The following is a 21,143-nucleotide window of genomic DNA, read 5'->3' on the forward strand; positions in this document are numbered from 1 at the left end:
CAGAAGTACGATCCGTGCGCCTCACCGCATCCGACTTCTATACGTACCATCGCTCCTCCGAGTGCACCTTGCGTGTTTATCTACGGAACCGAGGTGAAGAAGAATCTGATCCAGGACCCTATGAACAGGTGATTCGACTCTTGGGGGAGCAGCATGAGCGAACCCACCTTGGTACGTTCCCTTCCTATGTGGACCTCAGTTCGGGGACGCCAGAAGAGCGCGAACGGCGGACGGGAGAGGAAGTTCGAAACGCAACACCGGTGATCTATCAACCGCTCTTCAGGGTGGAGAAGCAGATCGGCGGTGTTGACTGTGAAATCATCGGCGAGCCAGACTTTCTGATCCTTGACGCCAAGAAGGGTCACTACGTGATTCGCGACTCGAAGATTTCCCGACGCATTACAGAAAAGGACCACCCAGAGAGATCATCCTCCAACTAGGGCTCTACGGCTGGCTGGACGAGCAGATCTTTGGGCACCCAGCCAGTGCGCTGCAGGTTCATAGTGGTAGCGGCTCCATCGAGCAGCTTGTTTATGACGGTGGGCGCGCGGCGTTGGAGGTGCTACAGGAGATTCTTCAGCTAAAGCAATCCGTTACCGAACCATACAGCCCTGTTGGATGGACAAAGTGCCGCGGCTGCGGTTTCTATGCAAGGTGCTGGCGGAGGGTAGAGGAAAAACGTGACGTGGCCTTGGTGGCGGGGGTAGATAAAGGATTGGCTGAGGCTCTCCGGGAGAGGGGAATTGAGACGGTTGACGCTCTTCTCACAGGGCTCAGAGAGGATGAGCTAGCATCAGTTGTAAATGTCAAGACTTCATCTGACGGTCACGGAGTCCTCGCCCTCATCGGTTCTGCCGCGATCATCTTCTCCTTCGCCAAGGGCACACTGTCGAGAAACGTCTGCATCGGGGTCTTGCCAGAGCACCAGCGCCCTTGGTGGGGCCGCCGTTCGTGGTCCTCCTGAACCCAGGCATCCAGGTCGGCTTGCAGTTCCTCCAGGCTGCGATAGATCTTCTTGCGGAAGGCCACCCGGTCGAACTCGTTGAGCAGGGTCTTGTGGACGCGCTCGCAGATCCCCTTGGGCTGCGGGCTCTGGGTCTTGGTCCGGGTGTGGTCGAGGTGCTCCCCCGCCCAATAGAGTTCGTCCTCGTGCCGGTCCGGGGCCCCACAGCACTCGGTCCCCCGATCGGTGAGGATCCGGCTCAGCGGGATGCCCTGCTCCTCAACGAACGGCCGCACCCGATCGTTGAGGAGATCCGCCGCCGTGATCGGTGTCTTGCGGTCAGAGAGCTTGGCGAAGCTGACCTTGCTGTCGGGATCGATGAAGGTCTGCTGATATGAGCAAGCTAGTATTTGACCCTGAATCCGGCGTGAAAAGCGCGGGCGTCACAGCCTAAGTCGCTGGATCTGATGCAGGGCGTACTTCCACGCGGCCTCTCGATAGCCGCTGGCCGGTAAGGTCAGGGTGGGACGATTGCGAGCGCGCCGCAACTGGGCGGGCATGGAGAGGATCCGCTGACGCAAGGTCTGAAGGGTGGCGTTCTGGAATTCCAGAGGCAAGCAGAGTCGCTTGAACCAGTTGACGAGGTTGTAGGCTAGCAGAAGAAGATGGAAGTAGGTCTCGTTGGCAAAGAAGTGACGGGTGGGAATGCTGCCCAACGCGTAATCTCCCTTGAGCTCGTTTGATGAGCAACTCGACTCCGGCGCGATCGTTGTAGAACCGCCAGAGGTTGAGGGGTCGCAACGGGAGATTCGTGACGAGGACCTGGTAGTGGTACTTGCCGAGCTTGAAGAGTGTCAGCTGGGCGGTGGGCTCTTCGGCCTGCGGGCGACGGATCACGACGAACCGACAGGGATGGGGCCAGCGGGTAGGCTGGTAGCGGAACTCGGCCACCTCGATGCCTCGACTGGGACTGACGTACCGCAGACCCGACAGTTTGCGCTTGATCGGGGCGGTCAGGCGAGCCACGATCACAAATCGGGCCCTGTGTTCTTCCAGCCACTCGATCAGCTTGTGGTCGTAAAACCCTTTGTCCGCGCGGACAATCGTCAACCGGACCCCGGCCGGGATCTTCGCGAAGCACGCCGCGAGGAGGTCGAGCGTCCCGCTGGCGGTATGCGCATCCCCTGGCCGCAACTCGCCGTGCCAGAAATCTTTGGTCTGTCCCTCGAAGCAGAGCAAGGGGTGATACGACGGCCGGCCCCGCTTGACCGGGTTGTAGCCGATCCGAGCTTGCTCCTGACGGCCATAGACCACCAGCACGGTGGAGTCCACGTCCAAGATCAGCCGGGTCGGGGGCCGCGGCCGAACGGTCATCCGGCGCAGAAAGCTGTCGTGCAGGGCGCGCACCTTCGGGAGCGCCGTCGGGGCCACCCGCAGCAGGAAGCGGCGGAGCGTGGTCGCCTCTGGATAGCTCGGCAGGCCGGTGAGAGACTGGAATACGCCATTCTGCCGCAGCAACTGCGTGGTTTCGATCCGTTCGAGCCCGAGGATCATGGGGTACAGCAGGGCGAGCAGCATCTCGCCCATGCTGTACCGGTTGTTCCGCTGGACCACTCGGACATGTCGGGCGATCGCGTCCTTGAAGCCAATCCGGGACAAGAAGCGATGCAGCAGGTAGACGCCGCCGTAATGCGTCAGCGACGCGGCACCGAACCTGATCGTGAGCTTCCGGGGCCCCCGCGGCATTTGAGCCAAAGCTAACACAATGATAGCTTTCGCTCAACTCCCCCGAAGGGGCGCCAGCGGCCCGAGAATGCGCGTCAGCAGAGGATCTTGTCATTACCTGGCGCCGGATTCAGGTTGACTCCTCAGTCAGTGGCGGTCAAGGTTGAAGCTACGTGGTCAATGATTCCGAGTCTGAAGGGAGGCCGGCATGCACCCGAATCGCCGGCCTGACGTGGGAGTGCGCGGCGTGGACTGGCTGACAGATGCGTGAGCCGTGATTGGAGGTCGTGTCCCGATTTCCGTAGAAATTGGCTTCTCCCGGCATCTGGCTTGAACAATGGCTCACGCATTTGCCCGAGGATCCACGATCTCCTCTCGGTCCATACCCTGGCCTCGGCGCTCAGGCGGCCTGCGGGGCCTCCTCCACCGCTGCCAGGTCGCGCCAGCCATCGATCCGGCGCCTCCGGATCTGCCCGCTCAGGATCAACCCAAACAGCCGCCGCGCCGCCGCCTGCGCGGTGGGCCACGCCCCTTGCGTCTTCACCCGCCGGCGGAACTCCCCATGGAACCGCTCCATGGCGTGGGTGGTCCGCCGCGACTTCCCCTGACTCCTCGGGAAGCGGGAACAGGTCAGCAGGTCCTCGCCGGCTTCCTCGAGGCTTGCGGCCACCTTGGGCGCTCGCGCGCGCCATTGGCTGAGCAACGCCCGGGACGCGTGCCGGGCGGCGTGGAGGGTCTCGGCGGAGACGATCGCGTGAGAGTCCGTGCGGATCTCCTCGACGGCCTGCGTCGGGGCATGCCGTTCCACACCCGCCAGGCGGGTCCCCGGCAGCGTGTGGACCGGACTGCGCGGCCCGGCCACGCCAGGCCAGGTCGCCTCCACCGCCGCGCGCAAGCCGGGGTGCCCGTCGATCACACACAGCCGCGGCTGGCGCAGCCCCCGGGCAGCGAGCCCTTCCAGGAGGCCTTGCCAGGCGGGGGTCGCTTCGCTCGTGAGCCGCTCCAGGTCAAGGCCCCCCTGCTGCCCATCGGCCCGGACGCCCAGCGCGACCCACACCGACGCGGTCACGCCCTGCTGAGCCAGGCGCACGCGCCGCGCCACGGCGTCCAGATCCAGAGCGACGCACCGCGCTGCCGTCAGCGGTCGCTGGCGCCATGGCTCAACCAGGCTCTTCATCCGACCCACCAGCCGGGAGAGGGCGCGCTTCGACAGCGGTGCCCCGCGCAGCAACGGGGCCAGCGCGCCTGTGATCCGTCGCTGGGTCGCGCCCGTCCGAGAGGCCCCCAGCCCCGCCTCGTCCACGGCCCGCGCCCGGCGCTCATCCCGCGGCAGCCGGGGACGCTGCCCTTCGCCCCACCGGCCGTCTTGCCGCAGACGCCCCCGCGGCAGCTCGACCGTGGCCGCCCCCAACCCCGTCGTGATGGTCCGCGGCTCGCTCCCGTGCCGATCCCCGCGCCGCCCCTCCGTGCGTGGAGACGGCAGGGCCGCCAGGGTCTCTGTCAGCTCGCCCTCCACCAGCGTGACGATCACCTCCCGGATCCGTGCTCGCAACGCCTCCGTCAACCGGTCCGGTCCAAAACGGGCTTCCCCTGTGCTCCGAACTGGAGGAGCCTGCGTGCTCAGAGGCGTATTCCTCCTGTGGTTTCGGCCCTCCCCAGGGCCGGTTGTGGTAGTGCCGGGAGGATACGCCTTTTAAATTTCCACGGAAAGGGGGACACCACCCAGCGCGGCGCGCCAGAATCTGGCGCAGATCCGGCAGGCCGGCGAGCGAGCGGCGGCCCTGACCCGGCAGCTCCTCACGTTCAGCCGGCAGTACCCAGCCCAGCCCAGGGTGGTCAATCTCAACGCCGCTGTCCGGGCCATGCACAGGATGCTCGAACGCCTCCTGGGCGAACACATCCAGGTGCGGCTGGATCTAGGGCCGGATGAGGCGTGGACGTTGATTGATCCGGGCCAGCTCGACCAGGTCATCCTGAACCTGGCCGTCAACGTGCGGGATGCGATGCCGCAAGGCGGCACGCTGACGTTCCAGACCGGCGTCATCGAACGACTCCGGGACTGGCCGATCGGGCTGGCGGCACCGCCGGGCGGTCGGTATGTCCAGTTGGTGGTGACCGATACAGGGTGCGGGATGGATGCTCGGACACGGGAGCATCTCTTCGAGCCGTTTTTCACGACCAAGGCGCCAGGCAAGGGAACCGGGCTCGGCCTGGCGACGGTGTACGGGATCGTCAAGCAGCACGGCGGCGTCATCACGGTCGAGAGCGAGCCTGGGCTAGGCAGCCGGTTTTCCCTCGCGCTCCCCCTCGCCGACGTCCGACAGGGATCACAGGGATCAACTGAGGCGGCCCCAAGCCCGCCCCGTCCGGCACGCGTCCCCATCCGCACCACGATCCTCGTGGTCGAGGACGAGGAGAGCGTGCGAGAGCTGATCGCCGGGATGCTCACCCAGCTTGGCTACCGCGTGCTGACGGCGGCCTCGGGACCGGCGGTGCTGGCTGCCGAGTACCCGGAGCGGATCGATCTCCTGATAACCGACGTGATCATGCCGGGCATGAGCGGGCCGGAGCTGGCGCGGCAGTTGCAGGCGCGCAACCCGGGGCTCCCGGTGCTCTTCCTGTCAGGCTACCCCGGCGAGGAGCTCGCCCGGAACGGGTTCATGGAATCCCAGGTCGCCTTTTTGACGAAGCCCTTCACGAAGGATGAGCTGGCCCGAGCCATCCAGGAGGCGCTTGGTCGCGCCGTCGAGGGTGGGGGCGCGGCACCGGGCCAATGAGGCGGTCTGCGTGCTCCACGGTGGCCGCGCGATCCTCGGCGGCCCTCCCTGGCATTCCCACACCTAAATTCCCTGGAGTTCGAACGAGTTCCGCTCGTGGGCGAAGGAGTGCCCGCGCCGGTTCTGTGTTGACATTAATCAAATGGACAATTGGCCTCCGTCAAGGACAGCTGGCTGGGCTTTGCGTAGGCTGCCGCCCATATCCCAAATGGTCTGTGGTGGCGAGTCGTGAATCTCGGGAACCGCTGGTGGAAGGCTGGGAAGTTAGGACCGGCCTCCGACGACCCGCACCCTCCGCAAGGGGGGAGCCTTCCACCAGCCCTTTATTTCGTCATGGAGCAACGAGCGAGCAGCAACTAGCTCATAGCGAGAAAAGGCAGGCGGCGAGCTGCTCGCGATTATGATGGTCGGCTGTTGGCTGTTCCGATGAATGAAAGGAGGCCTTATCATGAGTTGGCTTGAGCAGTGGCGCAGACGACACGCCCAACGTTTGGTGTGGGGTCTGTACGCAGTCATGGTAAGCGGGACGCTCATCGCTTCACCGGTGAGCGTGACGGCGGGCGAGGCCCTGCCTCACCCGCACGTGGCGGCCGTGTCCGGTCCGACCTGGGCTGAGGCCCTGAAAGCGCAGACTCGGGTCGAGGACGCGATGGAGGGGCGCGCCTCTCGCGCCGAGGTCGTCGAGCTGCAGCACCACCGGCTGATGCGTCGGCTGGACGCGCAGCGGGCGCGGGATGCCCAGGCCCAGATGACGTCCGGCGCCTTCAACGGCATGTCCATGCTGCACCAGTACATGGGGCAGGACGGCTCCAGCTTCCTCCTGATGTCCGACAGCAAGGTGGAGCCGGTCTCGAACCAGGGCGGCCGCTGTCCGGCCGGCGTGCCGACGAAGCACTACGACATCTCGATGATCCCCGTCGAGATCACGCTGAACCGGTGGCTTGACTACTATCCCGGCTACATGTACGTCCTGACCGAGAACATTGACAGGGTCCGGGCAGAGGAAGCCCGAAACAAGGCGGCACGGGAGAAGGAGGGCTTCGATCCGGGGGCCGTCAGCACGGGCCTCCAGGGGGACTGGATTCAGCCGCTCGTGATCCGGGCCAACCAGGGCGACTGCGTCAAGATCACTTTGCGGAACCAGATGGAGAGCGAGTCGGGGAGCCTCCACATCCACGGCGCCAGCATGGTGGTCAGCGCCACGGGCAAGGCGGCGACGACCACGAACCCCGACTCGGTGGTGGAGCCGGGGAAGTCGGTGGACCTGGAGTGGTACATCCATCCTGGGGTCCAGGAGGGCGTCCGGCAGTTCCACTCCTACAGCAACGATCGCGAGCTGACCGTGATGGGCCTGTTCGGCGCCTTTGTCGTGGAGCCCAAGGGGTCCCGGTATTTGGATCCGCTGGGTACCGGGCCGGCTCCCGAGGTGAAGAGCGGCTGGCAGGTGATGATTGAGAACGGCTCGGGCCCCGACTTCCGCGAGCACGTGATCTTCTATCACGAGATTGGGGACGAGGCCTTCCGGCCCCTGAACAAGAAGGGAGACTTCCTCCCGCAGCGCGACCCCTTGACCGACGCCTACCGGCCGGGCGGCCGCGCGCTCAACTACCGCAGCGAGCCCTTCGGCATTGACGAGATGCATCTCCAGCACGAGTACTTCGGCTTCGAGGACGAGTCGCTGGCGTACAGCGCCTACACGTTCGGCGAGCCGCCGACGACGATTCCGCGGGCCTATCTGGGCGACCCAACCAAGTGGCGGATCGTCCATGGCGGCTCGGAGGTCTTCCACTCCCACCATCCCCACAGCGGCTCGATTCGCTGGATCCGAAGCCCGCGGGCGGAGCCGCAGGACTTCTGGTTTGCCGCCCAGGACGGGCCAGTCAAGTACCCGGTCGTCCGGACCAAGTCCGATCGCGTGGACGTGGAAGTGATCGGGCCGTCGGAGGCCTTGGATCTCGAGGCGGAAGGCGGCGCGGGCCAGTCGCAGCACCTGGCCGGCGACTTCCTGTTCCACTGCCACGTGGCGCACCACTATGTCGCGGGCATGTGGGGCTATGGCCGGGTGTACAACACCCTGCAGGTCGGCCCGTACCACACAGACACCATGCCGGACCTGCGGGAGCTGCCGGATCGGGTCGGCCGCATCAAGCCCGGCGTGACCTCGGACAAGCTGATCGGGACGACGGTGGACTGGTTCGGCAAGCGGTTCAAGATCGTGGACAAGAGCCAGAAAACCAACTGGAAGGCCGATCCCGCGATCGTGAACATCAAGGACTGGGTCGAGATGTTCCTGCCGGCGCAGGGCAAGCCGGGCCATACGGACGACGAGAAGGGCCAGATCATGGCCTACGACGCGACCGTGTGGGACTGGAAGTGGGACGGCAACGTTGCCAAGGGCGAGCGGGAGAGCACGGCCAAGTATCCCAAGTACCCCGCCGCCGACAAGTGGAACGACAGCACCCGACCGCCGATCCTGTTCGATCCGATCACGGGGAAGGTGGCCTGGCCGGTGCTGAAGCCCCACTTCGGGAAACGCGTGCCCTTCTCGGCCAATCATAGCGGCGCGCCGTGGCTGGAGCCGATCCATCAGGACGAGAACGGCGAGCGGACGAGCGAGCCGGCCAAGCCCGGCGAGAACGGCCGCTGGAGCCTCTGTCCGGACAACGCCAACACGAAGTTCTATAACATCCATTTCATCCGGCTGCCGATCACCCTCGCCAAGCAGCAGGGCAAAGAGCCGGCCATCGTGGACAAGGACGGCTTGATCTACGTCCTGCACGAGGAGGAGCGACAGGTCCGGACCAATGAGGACCTCAAGTACCCGCTGGTGCTCCGGGCCAACGTCTACGACTGCGTGGATGTGATCCTGACCAGCGAGTGGGATGACGACGACTTCACGAACTTCCAGGCGTCGAAGATCAACATCCATCCCCACTTCTTCCAGTTCGACACGAGCAACTCCGACGGCGTCATCTCGGCGTTCGAATGGGAGATGTCCACGCGGCCCTTCACCATGATGGAGAAGAAGCACAAGCATGGGCTGCCGGTGCCGATGAACGCCAAGCTGACCGAGGCGGTGAAGGCGGGTGCCCGGTCCATCAAGATCAAGATGGCCGACGGCGCGACGCGGTACCATGAGAACACCGAGCTGCTGGTCGGGGCGGATTGCTTGCGGCCGAGCAAAGACACCTCCACCTCGCTGCAGCGGGACGTGAGCTGCTCGGAGGTGGCGCGCATCAAGGAGATCAAGGGCGACACGATCACGTTCGTCAAGCCGCTGCGGCACGATCACCCCAAGGGCGACATCGTCACGCCCGAGTTCGTGCGGTACCGCTGGTGGGTGGATGCGGACTACGGCACGGTGTTCTGGCACGACCATGCCTTCGGGGCGACGACCTGGCCGCACGGCGGGTTCGGCGTGACGATCGTCGAGCCCTACGGGTCCACCTACCACGATCCCAAGAACGGCAAGCTGGTCTGGAGCGGCCCGATCGCGGATATTCACAGCACCGAGCCGATCGGCTACGGCGTCAACGGCAGCTTCCGCGAGCTGATGGTCTCGATTCACGACACGGTGCCGCACACGGTGAACCTGATCCAGGCGGGCAATCCGCCGGGCCAGCCGGTCGAGGTGGCCCTAGAGGCCGGAAAGACCGTGTCCTTCCAGATGCCGGAGAAGATCCTGAATGCGCCAAACCCCTACATCAACGGGGGGACACACACGACGGGAAGCGGGTTGAACTTCCGCGCCGAGCCGTTCGCGCAGCGGTTGGCCAACAACCCGGATCCCTCGCAACTCTTCAACAGCGCGATCCACGGGGATCCCGACACCCCGCTGCTGCGGGCCTACGTGGGGGACACGGTGGTGTTCCGGCTGCTGCATCAGCTCATGAACGAGTCGCACGTCTGGACCCTCTCGGGCCATACCTTCCTGACGGAGCGGTTCGCGGGGGATGCGAACCGGAAGTACTCGATCCACGTCGGGATCGCCGAACGGTATGACCTGGTGACCAAGGCGGGCGGCTTCCAGGGCATGCCGGGTGACTACATCCACTTTAACGGCCGGTCCTCGCACTTTGCCGAAGGCGGCTGGGGGATCCTGCGGGTCCTCGACAAGCGTGTCCCGGACCTGCAGCCGTTGCCGACCGGGACGAAGCCGGCTGAGATCCCGCCGGTGCCGTCGTCGGTCTGTCCGGCCGATGCGCCAGTGAAGACGTTCAACGTGGTGGCGCTGGACCGGCCGCTGAAGCTGAACCCCAAGGCTCCGGACTCGATCGAAGTGGACTTCGAGCGCAAGATCGAGATGACGGTCCCGGAGGGCAAGATCTTCGCCCTGGAGGAGGACGTGCAGAAAGTGGCGGGCGACGTGATGCCGCACCCGCTGACGCTGCGCGTGAACGTCGGGGACTGCATCAAGGTCAACCTGAAGAACAAGATGGCGAAGAGCCGGGCGTCGTTCTTCGCGCCGGGCCTGGCTTTCGATCCGAGGGACTCGCTGGGGCTGAACGTCGGCAACAACCCCGGCGATCAGACGGTGCCGCCCGGCGGGAGCCGGACCTACACCTACTACGCGCATCCGGCGAACAAGGAGACGACCTCGCTGGTGTGGGACGGCGGCAACATCATCACCAACCCGCGCAACGGGCTGTTCGGGGCGATCATCGTCGGGCCGCGGGGCTCGCAGTATCGGGACCCGCTGACCGGCGAGGACCTCTCGCTGAAGAACGCGTGGCGCGCCGACGTAATTGTGGACCGCAGCCTGCCGGAGAACGCGGGCAAGACCAACTACCGGGATGTGGCCCTCTTCTTCCAGGACGAGGACAACATCATCGGCACCGCGTTCATGCCCTACGTGCAGAACGTGGCGGGGCTGACGGCGGTGAACTACCGGTCGGAGCCCTACAAGTTCCGGGAAGAGCAGGGTTGCTCGCTGGGGAAGGTCTTCCAGCCGTGCAAGGCGGACGCGCCGGAGGACCCGGTGACGCCGGTGATCATGGCGCACGCGGGCGATCCGGTCCGGATCCACGTGATCGGCGCGAACAACGAGCAGAACGGCATGTTCTCGGTCGAGGGGCATGAGTGGCCGATCGAGCCCTACATGCCGGGCGCTGACATGATCAGCGTGGTGGAGTACTCCGGGTCCGAGACCCTGGATGTCTTCCTGCGCGGCGGGGCCGGCGGGCCGTATCGCCTGGCAGGTGACTACGTCTGGTCCAACCAGCGGCTGCCCTATACCCAGTCCGGGCAGTGGGGGTACTTGCGGGTGCTGCCGGCCAGCGACCAGCGGATTCTCCCGCTGGACGGCAGCCCGGTGGGTGCCAAGCGAGCGGAGACGCCAGGCCACCCGGCTCAGGCCGTTCCGACCTCGCTGAAGTAGGCGACGACGAAACTAGGCCGAACGGGACGGGGGAGCCGCACGACACAGGTGGGCTCCCCCGTGTCGTGTGAGTTGTCAGCCAACAGCCCAGAGCGAGCAGCTAGCAGCCAACGGAAGACCGTCAGCGCGCGGGGCTCGTCGCTCCTCACTGCAAGCGGTTCGCTCATTGTGAGGGAGGCCAGCATGAACCAAAGAGCGAAGATGGTCGGGCAGTGGGTGGGCAGTCTCGCGGCGGCGTTCGCGCTGAGCGTCGGCGGGGCGCTGGCGTATGAAGAAGGGCCGGTGACGGACGGCGGGCGCCTAACCGGAACCGTGAGCTTGGCCGGGAAGGTGCCCCGGCCGAAGGGGTATAACCTGACGACACTCCCCGATCCCGTCTATTGTGGGCGCATCTCCGACGGGCGCGGGTGGCGGCTGCTCCAGCCGTTTGATGTGGGGCCCCATGGGGAGTTCCGTGGCGTGGTCGTCTTTATCGAAGACATTCAGAAGGGGAAGGCTTTTACGGACTTCAAGCCGCCACGGATCGAGGCGCGGGACTGCCGCTTTCTCCCCTTTGTCACCGTCGTCCGGGACCATCAGCCGGTCACGGTCGTGAACATGGATCCGGCCATGCACGACATTCAGGCCTATGAGACCTCGCACCTCGGGCCCCGCGTGCTGTTTAACGTGCCGTTGCCGATCAGCCCCAAGTACCCGGCGCAGGCGGGGCTCAGCGCGCACTTCCACAAGCACTACGAAGGGCAGCCGGTGACCCAGATGGTGACGATGAGCAAGGGCCGGCGGGTCTTTTTGATGCAGTGCGGATTCCACGTGTACATGGAAAGCTGGGGGCTGGCCGTGGACAACCCCTATTACGCCGTGACGGATCAGGACGGACGATTCGAACTCACCGACATTCCGCCCGGCACGTACCGGGTCAAGATCTGGCATCCGTACGCGGCCAGCGGCACTGCACTGGAGGAGACCGTGACGATCGAACCCAAAGGCCATGCCACGCTCGATGTCGCGATCCCGGCGCCGAGCGGGCGCTTGTACGCCAACGAGATGGTGGACCACCCCTACGTGCGCTACGGGCTGACGGAGGATCAACAGATCGTGCCGACGCTTGAAAAGCAGACTTATTGAGGGGCGGTTGCCCCAAGCCGCCCATCGCTCTTCGACAAGCTCGGGGCGAGCGATTCTGTGCCCGGAGGGGTGAGGTTCCATGCGGCGGTATCGCGCCGAACACGGGTCCGTGGTCTCTGTGGCCGTCGGAGGGCTGCTCGTTCTGCTCCTGGCTGGGCCCGCCGACGCGAGCGGCGGGCCCAGCGGGCCGGCATCGAGGCAGCCCGACGGTGCGCCAGCGACGACGGTGACGTACGAAGGGAACCGGGTCACCGTGACGTTTGGCCCGGTAGACCTGCCTTCGGCCCACGAGGGTGACCTGGCTGCGAGCCTGCCCAAGCATGTCTTCACGCTGCCGGAAGAGTCCTGGCTGGTGGGGTTCCGATCCGAGATCTTCACAAAGGACGGCGTCCCGCTTCCTCGTCAGTATCTGCACCACCTGCTGCTGATGAATCTCGACCGAGAAAGCGTGTCCTGCCCGGGCGAACCGCTGTTTTTTGCCGGCGCGGGCCTTGAGATGGTCGAGGCACGGCTCCCGGCTGGCTACGGCGTGCCCTTGGGCAAAGGACACCGGATTATGGCGATCGTGGCGTTCTACCATGGGGTTCCGCCCACGAAGGACGTCATGGCCCGCTTCACCATGGACTTGGCGCCCAAGGGGGCGCGAGTTCGACCGTTGGAGGTCTACCAGGTCGGGGTCAACGTCGTCTGCTATAGCCAGTTCTCCAAGCGGCGCGCCGACGAGACCGATGAGGGCATTGCTATCCACCCGGGCGTGCAGGTGGACCGGGCCCCGCTACGATTCAGGGTGGACGGCTGCGTGAAGTTTGCCTATCCCCACGGGCACGATCAGGTGCTGCTGATCGCGCTGGAAAACAAGACGGCCAAACGGACGCTCCTGAGAACCGTGCCGGACGTCGCCCCGGACGGTTCGTTCCGTTCGTTTCATCCCCATCAGGTCTATCAGAGCGGGCAGGGGTTCGAAGTCAATACCACCGACGACTACGAAATGGTCATGGTGCATCATCGGCCGCTGCACGATTCTCATCATCACCATGGGATGGGCAATTACCTGCTGTATATGACGCCCGGCCGATGTGAGCCGGACGGGGCGGCTGCCCGATGAGGGGCTTACGGGGGGACCGAGGACTGGATGGACGACCGGCTGATCGGCGATGAGATGAGGCTGGACGAGGCGCTGGCTCAGGTCGCGTTTGAGCAGGCCCACCGTGCCTATTGGGAGCAGCAGGAGTTCCTGTTCCTCGAGCGGGTGCTACCGCGAGCGCTCGTCGACTCCTGCCTCGCGGACGCCGAGCGGATGCGGCCGCGCGTGCACCGCAATTACATTCCCGGGCACAAGCAGGGCGGGAGCGTCAGCTTCTACGATCTGAGCGCAGACGCCCCCGCCATTCTGGCGCTGTATCGCGCGCCGGCGCTCCGGCGGTTTCTCAGCCGGCTTGTGGAGGCCGACCTCCACCTCTGCCCGGAAGACGATCCCCATGCCTGCGCCCTCTACTTTTATACGGAGCCGGGCGACCACATCGGCTGGCACTATGACACCTCCTATTACGAGGGAGCGCGGTATACGGTGCTCGTCGGACTGGTCGAGCGATCGCAGGCCTGCCGCCTGATCGCCGAGCTGGCCCGCGGGAGTCCGGATCGTCCGCAAGGGCTCGTCCGGATTGCGATGGATCCCGGCTCGATGGTGATTTTCAACGGCGACAAGCTGTGGCACGCGGTGACGCCGCTCGCGCCCGGCGAGGAGCGGATCGTCCTCACCCTCCAGTACGTCGTCAACCCGAGGATGCGCCCGTACAAGCGGCTCCTTTCGAACCTCAAGGATTGTTTCGCCTACTTCGGGCCGGCGGCCCTGTGGCGGCGGAGGCCTACCCGGACCTCCCCGAGCGAGCGGCCCGGACAGGGATCGGCATGCGATGGGCAGCCGTGGGCCTCGCTCGCCGGGTGGTCACGACTTCGCCGGACGCGGCCGGCTGATTGCGGATGGTCAAGACCATGAGGCGCGGAACAGCCGGCTGGAGCGGCGTCGCCGCATGCCTGCTCGCGATCCTGCCGAGTGGATCGGGCCTCGCGAGCCACGACCGGCCGACGTGGCCGCCGCTCTGGACCCCGCTCGTGGAAGTGGAGCGGCTGGCGGCCATGGAGGCCCCAGAAGGCATGGTCCCGGTGCCGGCCGGCTGGTTCCTCATGGGCAGCGATCCGCGGCAGGACCCGGACGCCGGCCCGCAGGAGCAGCCGCAACACTGGGTGTACCTGGACGCGTTCGAGATCGACCGCTTTGAGGTGACGAATGTCCATTACCTGCGGTTCGTCCTGGCCACTGGCGCGGCTTGGCTTCCCTATTGGACGGGGGAGGGCTTTCCAGAGGTACGGGCGTGGCATCCCGTGATCGGTGTGAGCTGGTACGAGGCCGACGCCTACTGCCGGTGGGTGGGCAAGCGTCTGCCGACCGAGGCCGAATGGGAGAAGGCGGCCCGCGGCGTCGACGGCCGCCGCTTTCCCTGGGGCAACCAGCCGGCCGGGTGGGGCCGGAGCAACATTGCCCATGCGGGCACCAAGCGCGGCCTGCGCTATCCGCCGCTCGCCAACGTCAATCGCTACGAACGCGGAGTGAGTCCCTATGGGGTGTATCAAATGGCGGGCAATGTCGCCGAATGGGTGGCGGACTGGTTCGATCCAGCGTACTACCGCCATAGCCCCATCTCCAACCCAAGGGGGCCGGCCCAGGGCACGGACCGGGTCGTTCGCGGGGGCTCCTGGCACGAGGATCCCGAGGTGGCGCGCTCCGCGGGGCGCGGCGCGGTCGCGCCCGAGCACCGGTCGTATCTCATCGGGTTCCGGTGCGCCCGATGACGCCCGCGCGGATCGGTCATGCCAGACCCCACAGGGAGGGGCCGCCGCCGGGGCACTCATGCAACTGACTGTCGTGGTGCCGGAGCCACTGATTCGCGAGAGCCCGGTCGCGTACGCGATGCTGCGACAGGCGCCACGGTTTTGGACGGAGCGCGAGGGCGAGACCGTGTGGTGCGCCTGCGCCTTTCCGGACCTGCCGGGGCACGTGGCGGCGGCGGTCCAACTGCTCGCGGAGCTGGTCCAGCTTCGCGAGGTTCGTGTCTGGATTGGGGACCAGCCGGTGCGCAGCCTGACGAAGTTCTGGAGCACCATGCTCTGCTATCGCACCAGCTTGGGGGAACCGGACGCGCGCGCCTATTGCAGCCGACAGGCTAGCAGGATCGGTGGGGAGGCCGGCTGCGTCCGTGGGACCTGCGAGGTCCGATGCCCGTTCATGTGCGTGCGGTGCCTGCAGGTGGTCCGGGAGCAGGGCGCCAGGCCGGCGTCCGACCAGTGGCAGGCCATCGCTCGTCACGCGGAGGTGGATTGGTGTCCGAATCTCGACCTGCCGGCGCCGCCGCCGGGGTCGGCGGGCTGAATGCGCCAGTGGCGGCAGGGCGCGGGACATGGCATTGGCAGGCGGTGGCCGGCTGGGGCCTCACGCCTGACTGACGAGGAGGTCCGGCATGTCGGGAACGGGGTTCGAGACGCTCAACCGGGTCGTCAACCTCCTTCTCCTGATCGCGGCCGGGTTTGCCTTGGCCAGTCTTGTCTGGGGGCTTGACGTGGCCGACGTCATCACGGCCGAGTGGACGCCGGAGGGCAAGGCCCTGGCCCGGGAGCGAGCGAAGCAGCCGGTGAAGGACGAGATGGTGCGAGTGCCCGCCGGCTGGTTTCTGATGGGCAGCGACCGCAAAGTAGATCGGAACGCCTACCCGGCGGAGTTCCCGCAGCGCCGCGTCTACCTGGACGAGTTCGAGATTGACAAATACGAAGTGAGCGCAATCCAGTACCTGCGCTTCGTGCTCGCGACCGACCGGCCGCCGCTCGTGGACTGGCGTTACGACGGGGGCAACTTCCAGGAGGCCATGGCCCACCATCCCGTGATGCACGTGACCTGGTACGAGGCCGACGCGTACTGCCGGTGGGCGGGGAAGCGCCTCCCGACCGAGGCTGAATGGGAAAAAGCGGCCCGCGGCGAGGATGGCCGGCTCTATCCCTGGGGCAACCAGATGGCCGGCCTCTCGCGCGCCAACTACGGGCGGACGGGGCTCTCCGGGCCGGTGCGGGACCGGCCGGAGCGGCTCATGCTCTACCCGCCGATCATCGCGGTGGACAAGTACGAGAATGCGGTCAGTCCCTACGGGGTCTATCAGCTGGCGGGGAACGTCGCCGAGTGGGTGGCAGACTGGTATGACAAGGACTATTACGCCGTGGCGCCAGCCCGCAATCCCCGGGGACCGGCGCGGGGGACGCAGAAGGCCTTCCGTGGAGGCGGCTGGCTGGACAGCACGCCCAGCGTCCGCGCCGCCCAGCGCAACGGGGCCGAGCCGAATACGAAGATGAACTGGCTCGGCTTCCGTTGCGCGCGGGCTGGTCGGTTACCTTCGCCCGAGCCGGGGTCCCGGCTTGGCACGGCGACGGAGCGCTGAGCGACGGCGGGAGACGACAATAGGCCACATGACCTAGGAACTGATGCGAAATGTATCAGCATCGTAACTGAAGATGGTCAATGCGGACCGCGGCAGCTCCCACTAAGGTGCCCCCCAGGGTTCACACAAGCCAGGAGGGCGCCTATGTTCACGAGAGACGGTCGTCACGGGTGGCGTACGGGTCTGCAAGGGTGGCTGCTGGCCGCGGGGCTGGTTGTCGGCGTTCCGTCCGGCGTCTGGGCCGACGGGGATCAGGTCTTCTTTCGCGGGGGCTTCGCCGGGCTGACGAGCAATCGCGCCAACGAGGTCTTCACCGATGTCTTCGGGCTGAACAATCGGCGCAACGATTCGAGCCTTGGCTGGTACTTCGGCGCGGGCCTCGATCAGGCGATGCATAAGGATTTCCTGGGCGTGAAGGGAATGAGCCTGGTGGGGGAGGTCGGGCTCGAGTTCAAGCGATTCAACTCACAGGTCGTGACCCAGGCGGTGCCGTCCACGTGCGCGGCCGCCACGATTGGGACGTGCTCCGTCCGGAACGACAAGGTCCCGCTCACGATGCTGACCGTGGACGTGGCGCCGAAGCTCAAATTCCGCGAGGGAGAGAAGCTCCGTCCTTGGATCATCCCTGTCGGGTTGGACTTCCACGTGATTAGCCCACCCTCCAATGCGAGCACCTACCTGGATCTCGGGGTGCAGTGGGGGGCCGGCGTGGAATACAACATCTGGGGCCCCTTCAACCTCGGGGTGGATGCGCGCTACCACTATGCGTTCGGGATGACCCAAACGACGAACAACTTTTACACGGCCGGCGGATACCTCGGGATCCTGTACTGACGCACCGGTCGCGCGCAGGGCGCCACGGGGAGCGCCGGGGCGCTTGTAAAGAAGGCGGAGTCGGCTGATGGTTGCGGCGCCGAGGCTTGTGTACTGGGAAGTGACCAAGCGGTGCAATCTGCAGTGCATGCACTGCCGGGCGGTCCCTGTCACGCATGCGGCGCCGGATGAGCTGGCGCTCGGCGAAGGGTTCCGCCTCATCGAGAGCATCCGCGAGGTGGGGAGGCCGGTGCTGGTCTTCACCGGAGGGGAGCCGCTCCTGCGACCGGACCTCTTCGACCTGGCGGCCTTCGCCCGGTGGTGCGGCCTGCGGATTGCCCTGGCGACGAATGGCACGATCCTGACGCCCACCCTGGCGGAGCGGGTGGCGAGAACGGGGTTCCGGCGCGTCTCCATTAGCCTGGACGGACCCGACGCGCCGACACACGATCGTTTTCGTCGGGTGGACGGAGCCTTCGAGCGAGCCGTGGCAGGCCTTCGGGCCTTGAAGGCGCGCGGGATATCCATGCAGGTCAATACGACGGTCACCACGCTAAACCGGAACCGGCTGGAAGAGATCTACGGGCTGGTCAAGCAACTTGGCGCCGACGCCTGGCATCTCTTCCTTCTCGTGCCGGTAGGGTGTGGCCTCACGGTGGCGCAGGAGTGTCAGTTGACGCCTCAGGAATACGAAGACGTCCTGTTGTGGATTGACGAAGTTGCCGCGCAGGAGACCCTGCAGATCCATGCCACCTGCGCGCCCCATATCCAGCGAATCCGCCTCCAGCGGATGGCGGCGGGGCCGGGCATCGGCGCGGGCCCGCTCGCGACGCGGAGTGGCTGCCTCGCCGGAACCGGGATCTGCTTCGTGGCCTGCACCGGCGAGGTCTTCCCCTGCGGCTACCTGCCGGTGCCGGCCGCAAACGTGCGTCGCAAATCCTTTGCCCGAATCTGGCAGGACAGCCCGGTGTTGCGGAGGTTGCGCGATCCCAACGCGCTGACGGGGAAATGCGGGCGCTGCGTCTACCGCGTGGCCTGCGGCGGATGCCGCGCACGCGCCTTCGGGCAGACCGGTGACTATTTGCAGGAAGAGCCCTTCTGCGGCTACGTGCCCGACGCGGAGTCTCTCCGGGGAGGTCCACCGGACGGCTCTCTCGGCGCGGATGACCGGGAGGTATGGAGGCGGACGCGCCATGAAACCCAAGCAGGCCGGGATGAGCGATTGTGAACGGTGTCCGCATCGAGGCCTGTCCGTGTTGTGCGACGTCACCGGCGAGGATCTGGCGGCGTTTCAGCAGATGAAACGCACGCAATGGTATGAGCCGCGCCAAACCGTGTTCTTCGAGGGGCATCCGTGCCTCGGCCTGTACCTGCTCTGTCAGGGCAAGGTCAAGCTGACTCGGTCGTCGCCGCGGGGGCAGCGCCAGATTGTCCGCATCCTCGATGGCAGTGCGCTGATCGAGAAGCACGCTTTTATTAATCGGAGCATGAAATACTTGACATTTGACGGGCGATGGTTATCACGTGGCCATGCGTGCTCGAACCCGGGATGCGCGGCACCTGTCGCCCGAAGCTCAAGAAGTCTTGCGCGAGAAGGCCGTGGCCGCTGTCAAGCAGCAGGGGCGCTCCAAGGCCGAAGTCTGTCGGCTCTTGGGCATCAGTCGGCAAGCCCTGTACACCTGGTTGAAGCGCCATGCGCGGGGGGGCCGGCACCCGCTGAAAGCGCGACCCCGGGGCCGACCGCGCGGCGGCCAGCTCAAGGGCTGGCAAGCGGCCCAGGTCGTCCGCACCTTGACCCACTGCTGTCCGGAGCAGATGCACTTGCCGTTCTACTTGTGGACCCGCGAAGCGGTCGGCGAGCTGATCGCGCGCCGGTACGGGCTTCGGCTGTCGGTCTGGACCGTCGGTCGCTACCTGCGGGCCTGGGGCTTCACCCCGCAGAAGCCGCTGCGACGGGCCTACGAGCGGGACCCGAAGGCGGTGCGACGCTGGCTGGAGGTCGAGTACCCCCGAATTCGGGCAGCGGCCAAGCGCGCGGGGGCCCAGATCTACTGGGGTGATGAGATGGGGCTGCGCTCGGATCATCAGGCGGGGACCAGTTGGGGCAAGCGCGGCCAGACCCCGGTGATCCGTGGCCCCGGTCGGCGCTTTCGCTGCAACATGATCTCGGCCATCACCAATCGCGGCCGGTTGTACTTTATGGTGTTCCGGCATCGCTTCACCGCACGAGTCTTCCTCCGATTCTGCCACCGCTTGCTCCGGCACGTGAGGCATCCGGTCTTTCTGATTGTGGATGGGCATCCCGTGCATACCGCGGCTGTCACCCAGCGGTGGCTCCACCGTCACCGCGATCGGCTGCGTCTGTTCTTCCTGCCACCCTACAGCCCGGAACTGAATCCCGACGAATATCTGAACCAAGACGTCAAGACCAACGCGCTGGGCCGTCGGCCGCCCCAGGACGCAGATGAGCTGGCGGTCAACGTCCGTCGCTATCTTCGCAGCACCCAGCGCATGCCGGCCGTGGTGCAATCCTTCTTCCATCACCCTGCGGTCCGCTATGCGGCTGAGTGAAAGGCGTCAAGTATTTTGCGCTCCCGGTAATAAGAACGGGGCGATCCACGAAGTGACCTGTGAGACCATCGAGCGCTCCCAGGTGTGCATCATTGACAAGACCGCCTATTGGACCCTGGTCCGGCGGAACAGCGAGCTGGCGGTGAAGCTGATCCAGCTCTTGGCCGGCGAGTTGGATGCGGACCTTGACCAACTCGATCAGTTCACGTTTAAGACCGCCCGGCAGCGGCTCGCCAGCCTGTTGCTCGACCTCGCCGAGCGGTTTGGCCGCCGCGTGAGCGATCAGGTCCGCATCGAGATCACGCTGAAACGGGAGGAGTTGGCCGAGTTGGCGGGGGTGACCATCGAAACGGCCATCCGTCTGCTGAACGCGTTCCGGGAGGAAGGCCTCATCACTGTGCAGGGACGGCAGATTACGATTAACGACGCGGAGCGCTTGGGCCGGGTCGCGCGCTGCTGAGGGGTGTCCCTTGAGGATCGCGATGCGTTCTGCCGCCGATCCCCCTTCCTGCCACACCCGTGAGTGGGAAGAGGAACGAATGATGATCGATCCAATCGCGTTGCTCGCCCGAGAGCATGCGGTAATTGACGATCGGCTCCGGCTCATGGAACGGGCTATCGGGTCATCCAGTAAGGGGGCGGCGCCTCCCTCGCTCCCCGATCATGAGGTCTTGCGAGACCTCTTGGAGTTTTTCACGGACAAGGTGCGAGTCCATTTTCTGAGGGAATCGGTCCTGATCGGTGCTCTCGCGCGGTCGTGCAAGCGGACGCACGGCGACCCGCAGCGCTTTGACGCCTTGTTGGACGAGTACCGCGCGCTGCGAGCCCAGGGGGCTCAGGTGATGCGGCAGCTCCTGAAGCACCTGCGCCGGATGCCAGAGGAACTGGGGAGCGATGTGCAAGCCGTGGCCGCCCTCATCCGCCAGTACCGTGACCATATTCGATGGCAAGAATGCGTGCTTTTTCCATTGGCCGTCAGGCGACTGAGTCTCAGAGAGAAACTCGCCGTTGGGCAGCGGATGCTCCAAGTCTGAGCCCGGTGGGGGCGCGGGAACGATCCGGCCACCGGGCGGCCGTCGGGCATGGCGCATCAGGTCAGGGGCGGGGCGATGTTCGACGATGAGAGCCCATTGCCTCTGCTGACCGGGATGCCAGGCTATACGGCCAGGGACCCGGCTCACGGGCGCCGCCGGGCTGCCCGAGCCGCAGGTGGCGGGATGTGGCAGGTGTGGGCGGGGCTGGTGGCATTGGGGATCCTCTACGGCGCAGGGTTGTCCCTCTGCAAACTGCCCTAGCGCAACAGGCCACAGCGGCGCGGATGCGCGTGGAGC

Annotated in this window: 17 protein-coding genes and 3 pseudogenes; 16 read left to right on the plus strand and 4 right to left on the minus strand. The window is 65.8% G+C overall.

Annotated features, from left to right (window positions below; genetic code table 11):
- The first annotated feature begins 14 nt into the window (after window positions 1–14).
- Entirely contained in the window at window positions 15–440 is a 426-nt protein-coding gene (locus tag ACWHYQ_RS12010) for a hypothetical protein (RefSeq protein ID WP_447972368.1), read from the plus strand.
- 385 nt (window positions 441–825) lie between these two features.
- On the opposite strand, the pseudogene ACWHYQ_RS12015 reads toward ACWHYQ_RS12010, so the two are convergent.
- From ACWHYQ_RS12015 to ACWHYQ_RS12030, 4 genes and pseudogenes are all read right to left on the minus strand, one after another.
- Window positions 826–1,338, minus strand: a pseudogene (locus tag ACWHYQ_RS12015) (integrase core domain-containing protein); the annotation flags it as partial.
- Window positions 1,339–1,386: 48 nt separating this feature from the next.
- Window positions 1,387–1,659, minus strand: coding sequence for a transposase (locus ACWHYQ_RS12020; protein WP_447975559.1), 273 nt, complete (start codon window positions 1,657–1,659; stop codon window positions 1,387–1,389).
- A pseudogene (locus ACWHYQ_RS12025) lies at window positions 1,655–2,689 on the minus strand (IS1380 family transposase); the annotation flags it as partial. The gene ACWHYQ_RS12020 and the pseudogene ACWHYQ_RS12025, both read right to left, overlap by 5 nt.
- A gap of 379 nt (window positions 2,690–3,068) precedes the next feature.
- Complete coding sequence (locus ACWHYQ_RS12030; protein WP_447972369.1) at window positions 3,069–4,220, minus strand: IS256 family transposase; 1,152 nt, start codon at window positions 4,218–4,220, stop codon at window positions 3,069–3,071.
- Window positions 4,221–4,539: 319 nt separating this feature from the next.
- Between ACWHYQ_RS12030 and ACWHYQ_RS12035 the strand changes: the two genes are divergently transcribed.
- The 15 genes and pseudogenes from ACWHYQ_RS12035 to ACWHYQ_RS12105 all read left to right on the plus strand — a co-directional run bounded on the left by ACWHYQ_RS12035 (window position 4,540) and on the right by ACWHYQ_RS12105 (window position 21,107).
- Window positions 4,540–5,445, plus strand: a complete 906-nt coding sequence (locus tag ACWHYQ_RS12035) for a response regulator (RefSeq protein WP_447972370.1) — start codon at window positions 4,540–4,542, stop codon at window positions 5,443–5,445.
- Window positions 5,446–5,893: 448 nt separating this feature from the next.
- On the plus strand, window positions 5,894–10,822 hold the full coding sequence (locus tag ACWHYQ_RS12040) for a multicopper oxidase domain-containing protein (protein ID WP_447972371.1): 4,929 nt from the start codon (window positions 5,894–5,896) through the stop codon (window positions 10,820–10,822).
- A gap of 183 nt (window positions 10,823–11,005) precedes the next feature.
- Window positions 11,006–11,947, plus strand: a complete 942-nt coding sequence (locus tag ACWHYQ_RS12045; protein ID WP_447972372.1) for a carboxypeptidase-like regulatory domain-containing protein — start codon at window positions 11,006–11,008, stop codon at window positions 11,945–11,947.
- 79 nt (window positions 11,948–12,026) lie between these two features.
- The gene (locus ACWHYQ_RS12050) at window positions 12,027–13,052 is read left to right on the plus strand and encodes a hypothetical protein (RefSeq protein ID WP_447972373.1); all 1,026 of its coding nucleotides are present in this window, start codon (window positions 12,027–12,029) and stop codon (window positions 13,050–13,052) included.
- A gap of 27 nt (window positions 13,053–13,079) precedes the next feature.
- Window positions 13,080–13,943, plus strand: coding sequence for a HalD/BesD family halogenase (locus ACWHYQ_RS12055; RefSeq protein ID WP_447972374.1), 864 nt, complete (start codon window positions 13,080–13,082; stop codon window positions 13,941–13,943).
- A complete protein-coding gene (locus ACWHYQ_RS12060; protein ID WP_447972375.1) occupies window positions 13,940–14,797 on the plus strand; it encodes a formylglycine-generating enzyme family protein in 858 nt (285 codons plus the stop codon). Before ACWHYQ_RS12055 ends, ACWHYQ_RS12060 begins: the two co-directional genes overlap by 4 nt.
- A 58-nt stretch (window positions 14,798–14,855) precedes the next feature.
- On the plus strand, window positions 14,856–15,374 hold the full coding sequence (locus ACWHYQ_RS12065; RefSeq protein WP_447972376.1) for a hypothetical protein: 519 nt from the start codon (window positions 14,856–14,858) through the stop codon (window positions 15,372–15,374).
- 88 nt (window positions 15,375–15,462) lie between these two features.
- On the plus strand, window positions 15,463–16,428 hold the full coding sequence (locus ACWHYQ_RS12070) for a formylglycine-generating enzyme family protein (protein ID WP_447972377.1): 966 nt from the start codon (window positions 15,463–15,465) through the stop codon (window positions 16,426–16,428).
- Between the two features lie 144 nt (window positions 16,429–16,572).
- Window positions 16,573–17,262: a hypothetical protein gene (locus ACWHYQ_RS12075; RefSeq protein ID WP_447972378.1), complete on the plus strand. Its 690-nt coding sequence runs from the start codon at window positions 16,573–16,575 to the stop codon at window positions 17,260–17,262.
- Between the two features lie 67 nt (window positions 17,263–17,329).
- Window positions 17,330–18,469, plus strand: coding sequence for a radical SAM protein (locus ACWHYQ_RS12080; protein WP_447972379.1), 1,140 nt, complete (start codon window positions 17,330–17,332; stop codon window positions 18,467–18,469).
- Between the two features lie 70 nt (window positions 18,470–18,539).
- Window positions 18,540–18,710 (plus strand): annotated as a pseudogene (locus ACWHYQ_RS12085) (cyclic nucleotide-binding domain-containing protein); the annotation flags it as partial.
- Window positions 18,711–18,771: 61 nt separating this feature from the next.
- Window positions 18,772–19,812 carry an IS630 family transposase gene (locus tag ACWHYQ_RS12090; protein ID WP_447972380.1) on the plus strand — a complete coding sequence of 347 codons (1,041 nt, stop codon included), beginning with the start codon at window positions 18,772–18,774 and terminating at the stop codon, window positions 19,810–19,812.
- 52 nt (window positions 19,813–19,864) lie between these two features.
- Window positions 19,865–20,272, plus strand: coding sequence for a Crp/Fnr family transcriptional regulator (locus tag ACWHYQ_RS12095; protein WP_447972381.1), 408 nt, complete (start codon window positions 19,865–19,867; stop codon window positions 20,270–20,272).
- 79 nt (window positions 20,273–20,351) lie between these two features.
- Window positions 20,352–20,846 (plus strand): hemerythrin domain-containing protein, encoded by a 495-nt coding sequence (locus tag ACWHYQ_RS12100; RefSeq protein ID WP_447972382.1) that lies wholly within the window; start codon window positions 20,352–20,354, stop codon window positions 20,844–20,846.
- A gap of 48 nt (window positions 20,847–20,894) precedes the next feature.
- Complete coding sequence (locus ACWHYQ_RS12105) at window positions 20,895–21,107, plus strand: hypothetical protein (RefSeq protein ID WP_447972383.1); 213 nt, start codon at window positions 20,895–20,897, stop codon at window positions 21,105–21,107.
- Window positions 21,108–21,143 lie beyond the last annotated feature (36 nt).

The sequence above is a fragment of the Nitrospira sp. Kam-Ns4a genome, from assembly GCF_965152595.1.

What these genes read in the sequence shown, in the direction of transcription:
- ACWHYQ_RS12035 (WP_447972370.1), top strand. Translation starts at nt 4,540, where the DNA reads ATGCTCGAACGCCTCCTGGGCGAACACATCCAGGTGCGGCTGGATCTA.
- ACWHYQ_RS12040 (WP_447972371.1), top strand. Translation starts at nt 5,894, where the DNA reads ATGAGTTGGCTTGAGCAGTGGCGCAGACGACACGCCCAACGTTTGGTG.
- ACWHYQ_RS12045 (WP_447972372.1), top strand. Translation starts at nt 11,006, where the DNA reads ATGAACCAAAGAGCGAAGATGGTCGGGCAGTGGGTGGGCAGTCTCGCG.
- ACWHYQ_RS12050 (WP_447972373.1), top strand. Translation starts at nt 12,027, where the DNA reads ATGCGGCGGTATCGCGCCGAACACGGGTCCGTGGTCTCTGTGGCCGTC.
- ACWHYQ_RS12055 (WP_447972374.1), top strand. Translation starts at nt 13,080, where the DNA reads ATGGACGACCGGCTGATCGGCGATGAGATGAGGCTGGACGAGGCGCTG.
- ACWHYQ_RS12060 (WP_447972375.1), top strand. Translation starts at nt 13,940, where the DNA reads ATGAGGCGCGGAACAGCCGGCTGGAGCGGCGTCGCCGCATGCCTGCTC.
- ACWHYQ_RS12065 (WP_447972376.1), top strand. Translation starts at nt 14,856, where the DNA reads ATGCAACTGACTGTCGTGGTGCCGGAGCCACTGATTCGCGAGAGCCCG.
- ACWHYQ_RS12070 (WP_447972377.1), top strand. Translation starts at nt 15,463, where the DNA reads ATGTCGGGAACGGGGTTCGAGACGCTCAACCGGGTCGTCAACCTCCTT.
- ACWHYQ_RS12075 (WP_447972378.1), top strand. Translation starts at nt 16,573, where the DNA reads ATGTTCACGAGAGACGGTCGTCACGGGTGGCGTACGGGTCTGCAAGGG.
- ACWHYQ_RS12080 (WP_447972379.1), top strand. Translation starts at nt 17,330, where the DNA reads ATGGTTGCGGCGCCGAGGCTTGTGTACTGGGAAGTGACCAAGCGGTGC.
- ACWHYQ_RS12090 (WP_447972380.1), top strand. Translation starts at nt 18,772, where the DNA reads ATGCGTGCTCGAACCCGGGATGCGCGGCACCTGTCGCCCGAAGCTCAA.
- ACWHYQ_RS12100 (WP_447972382.1), top strand. Translation starts at nt 20,352, where the DNA reads ATGATGATCGATCCAATCGCGTTGCTCGCCCGAGAGCATGCGGTAATT.
- ACWHYQ_RS12105 (WP_447972383.1), top strand. Translation starts at nt 20,895, where the DNA reads ATGGCGCATCAGGTCAGGGGCGGGGCGATGTTCGACGATGAGAGCCCA.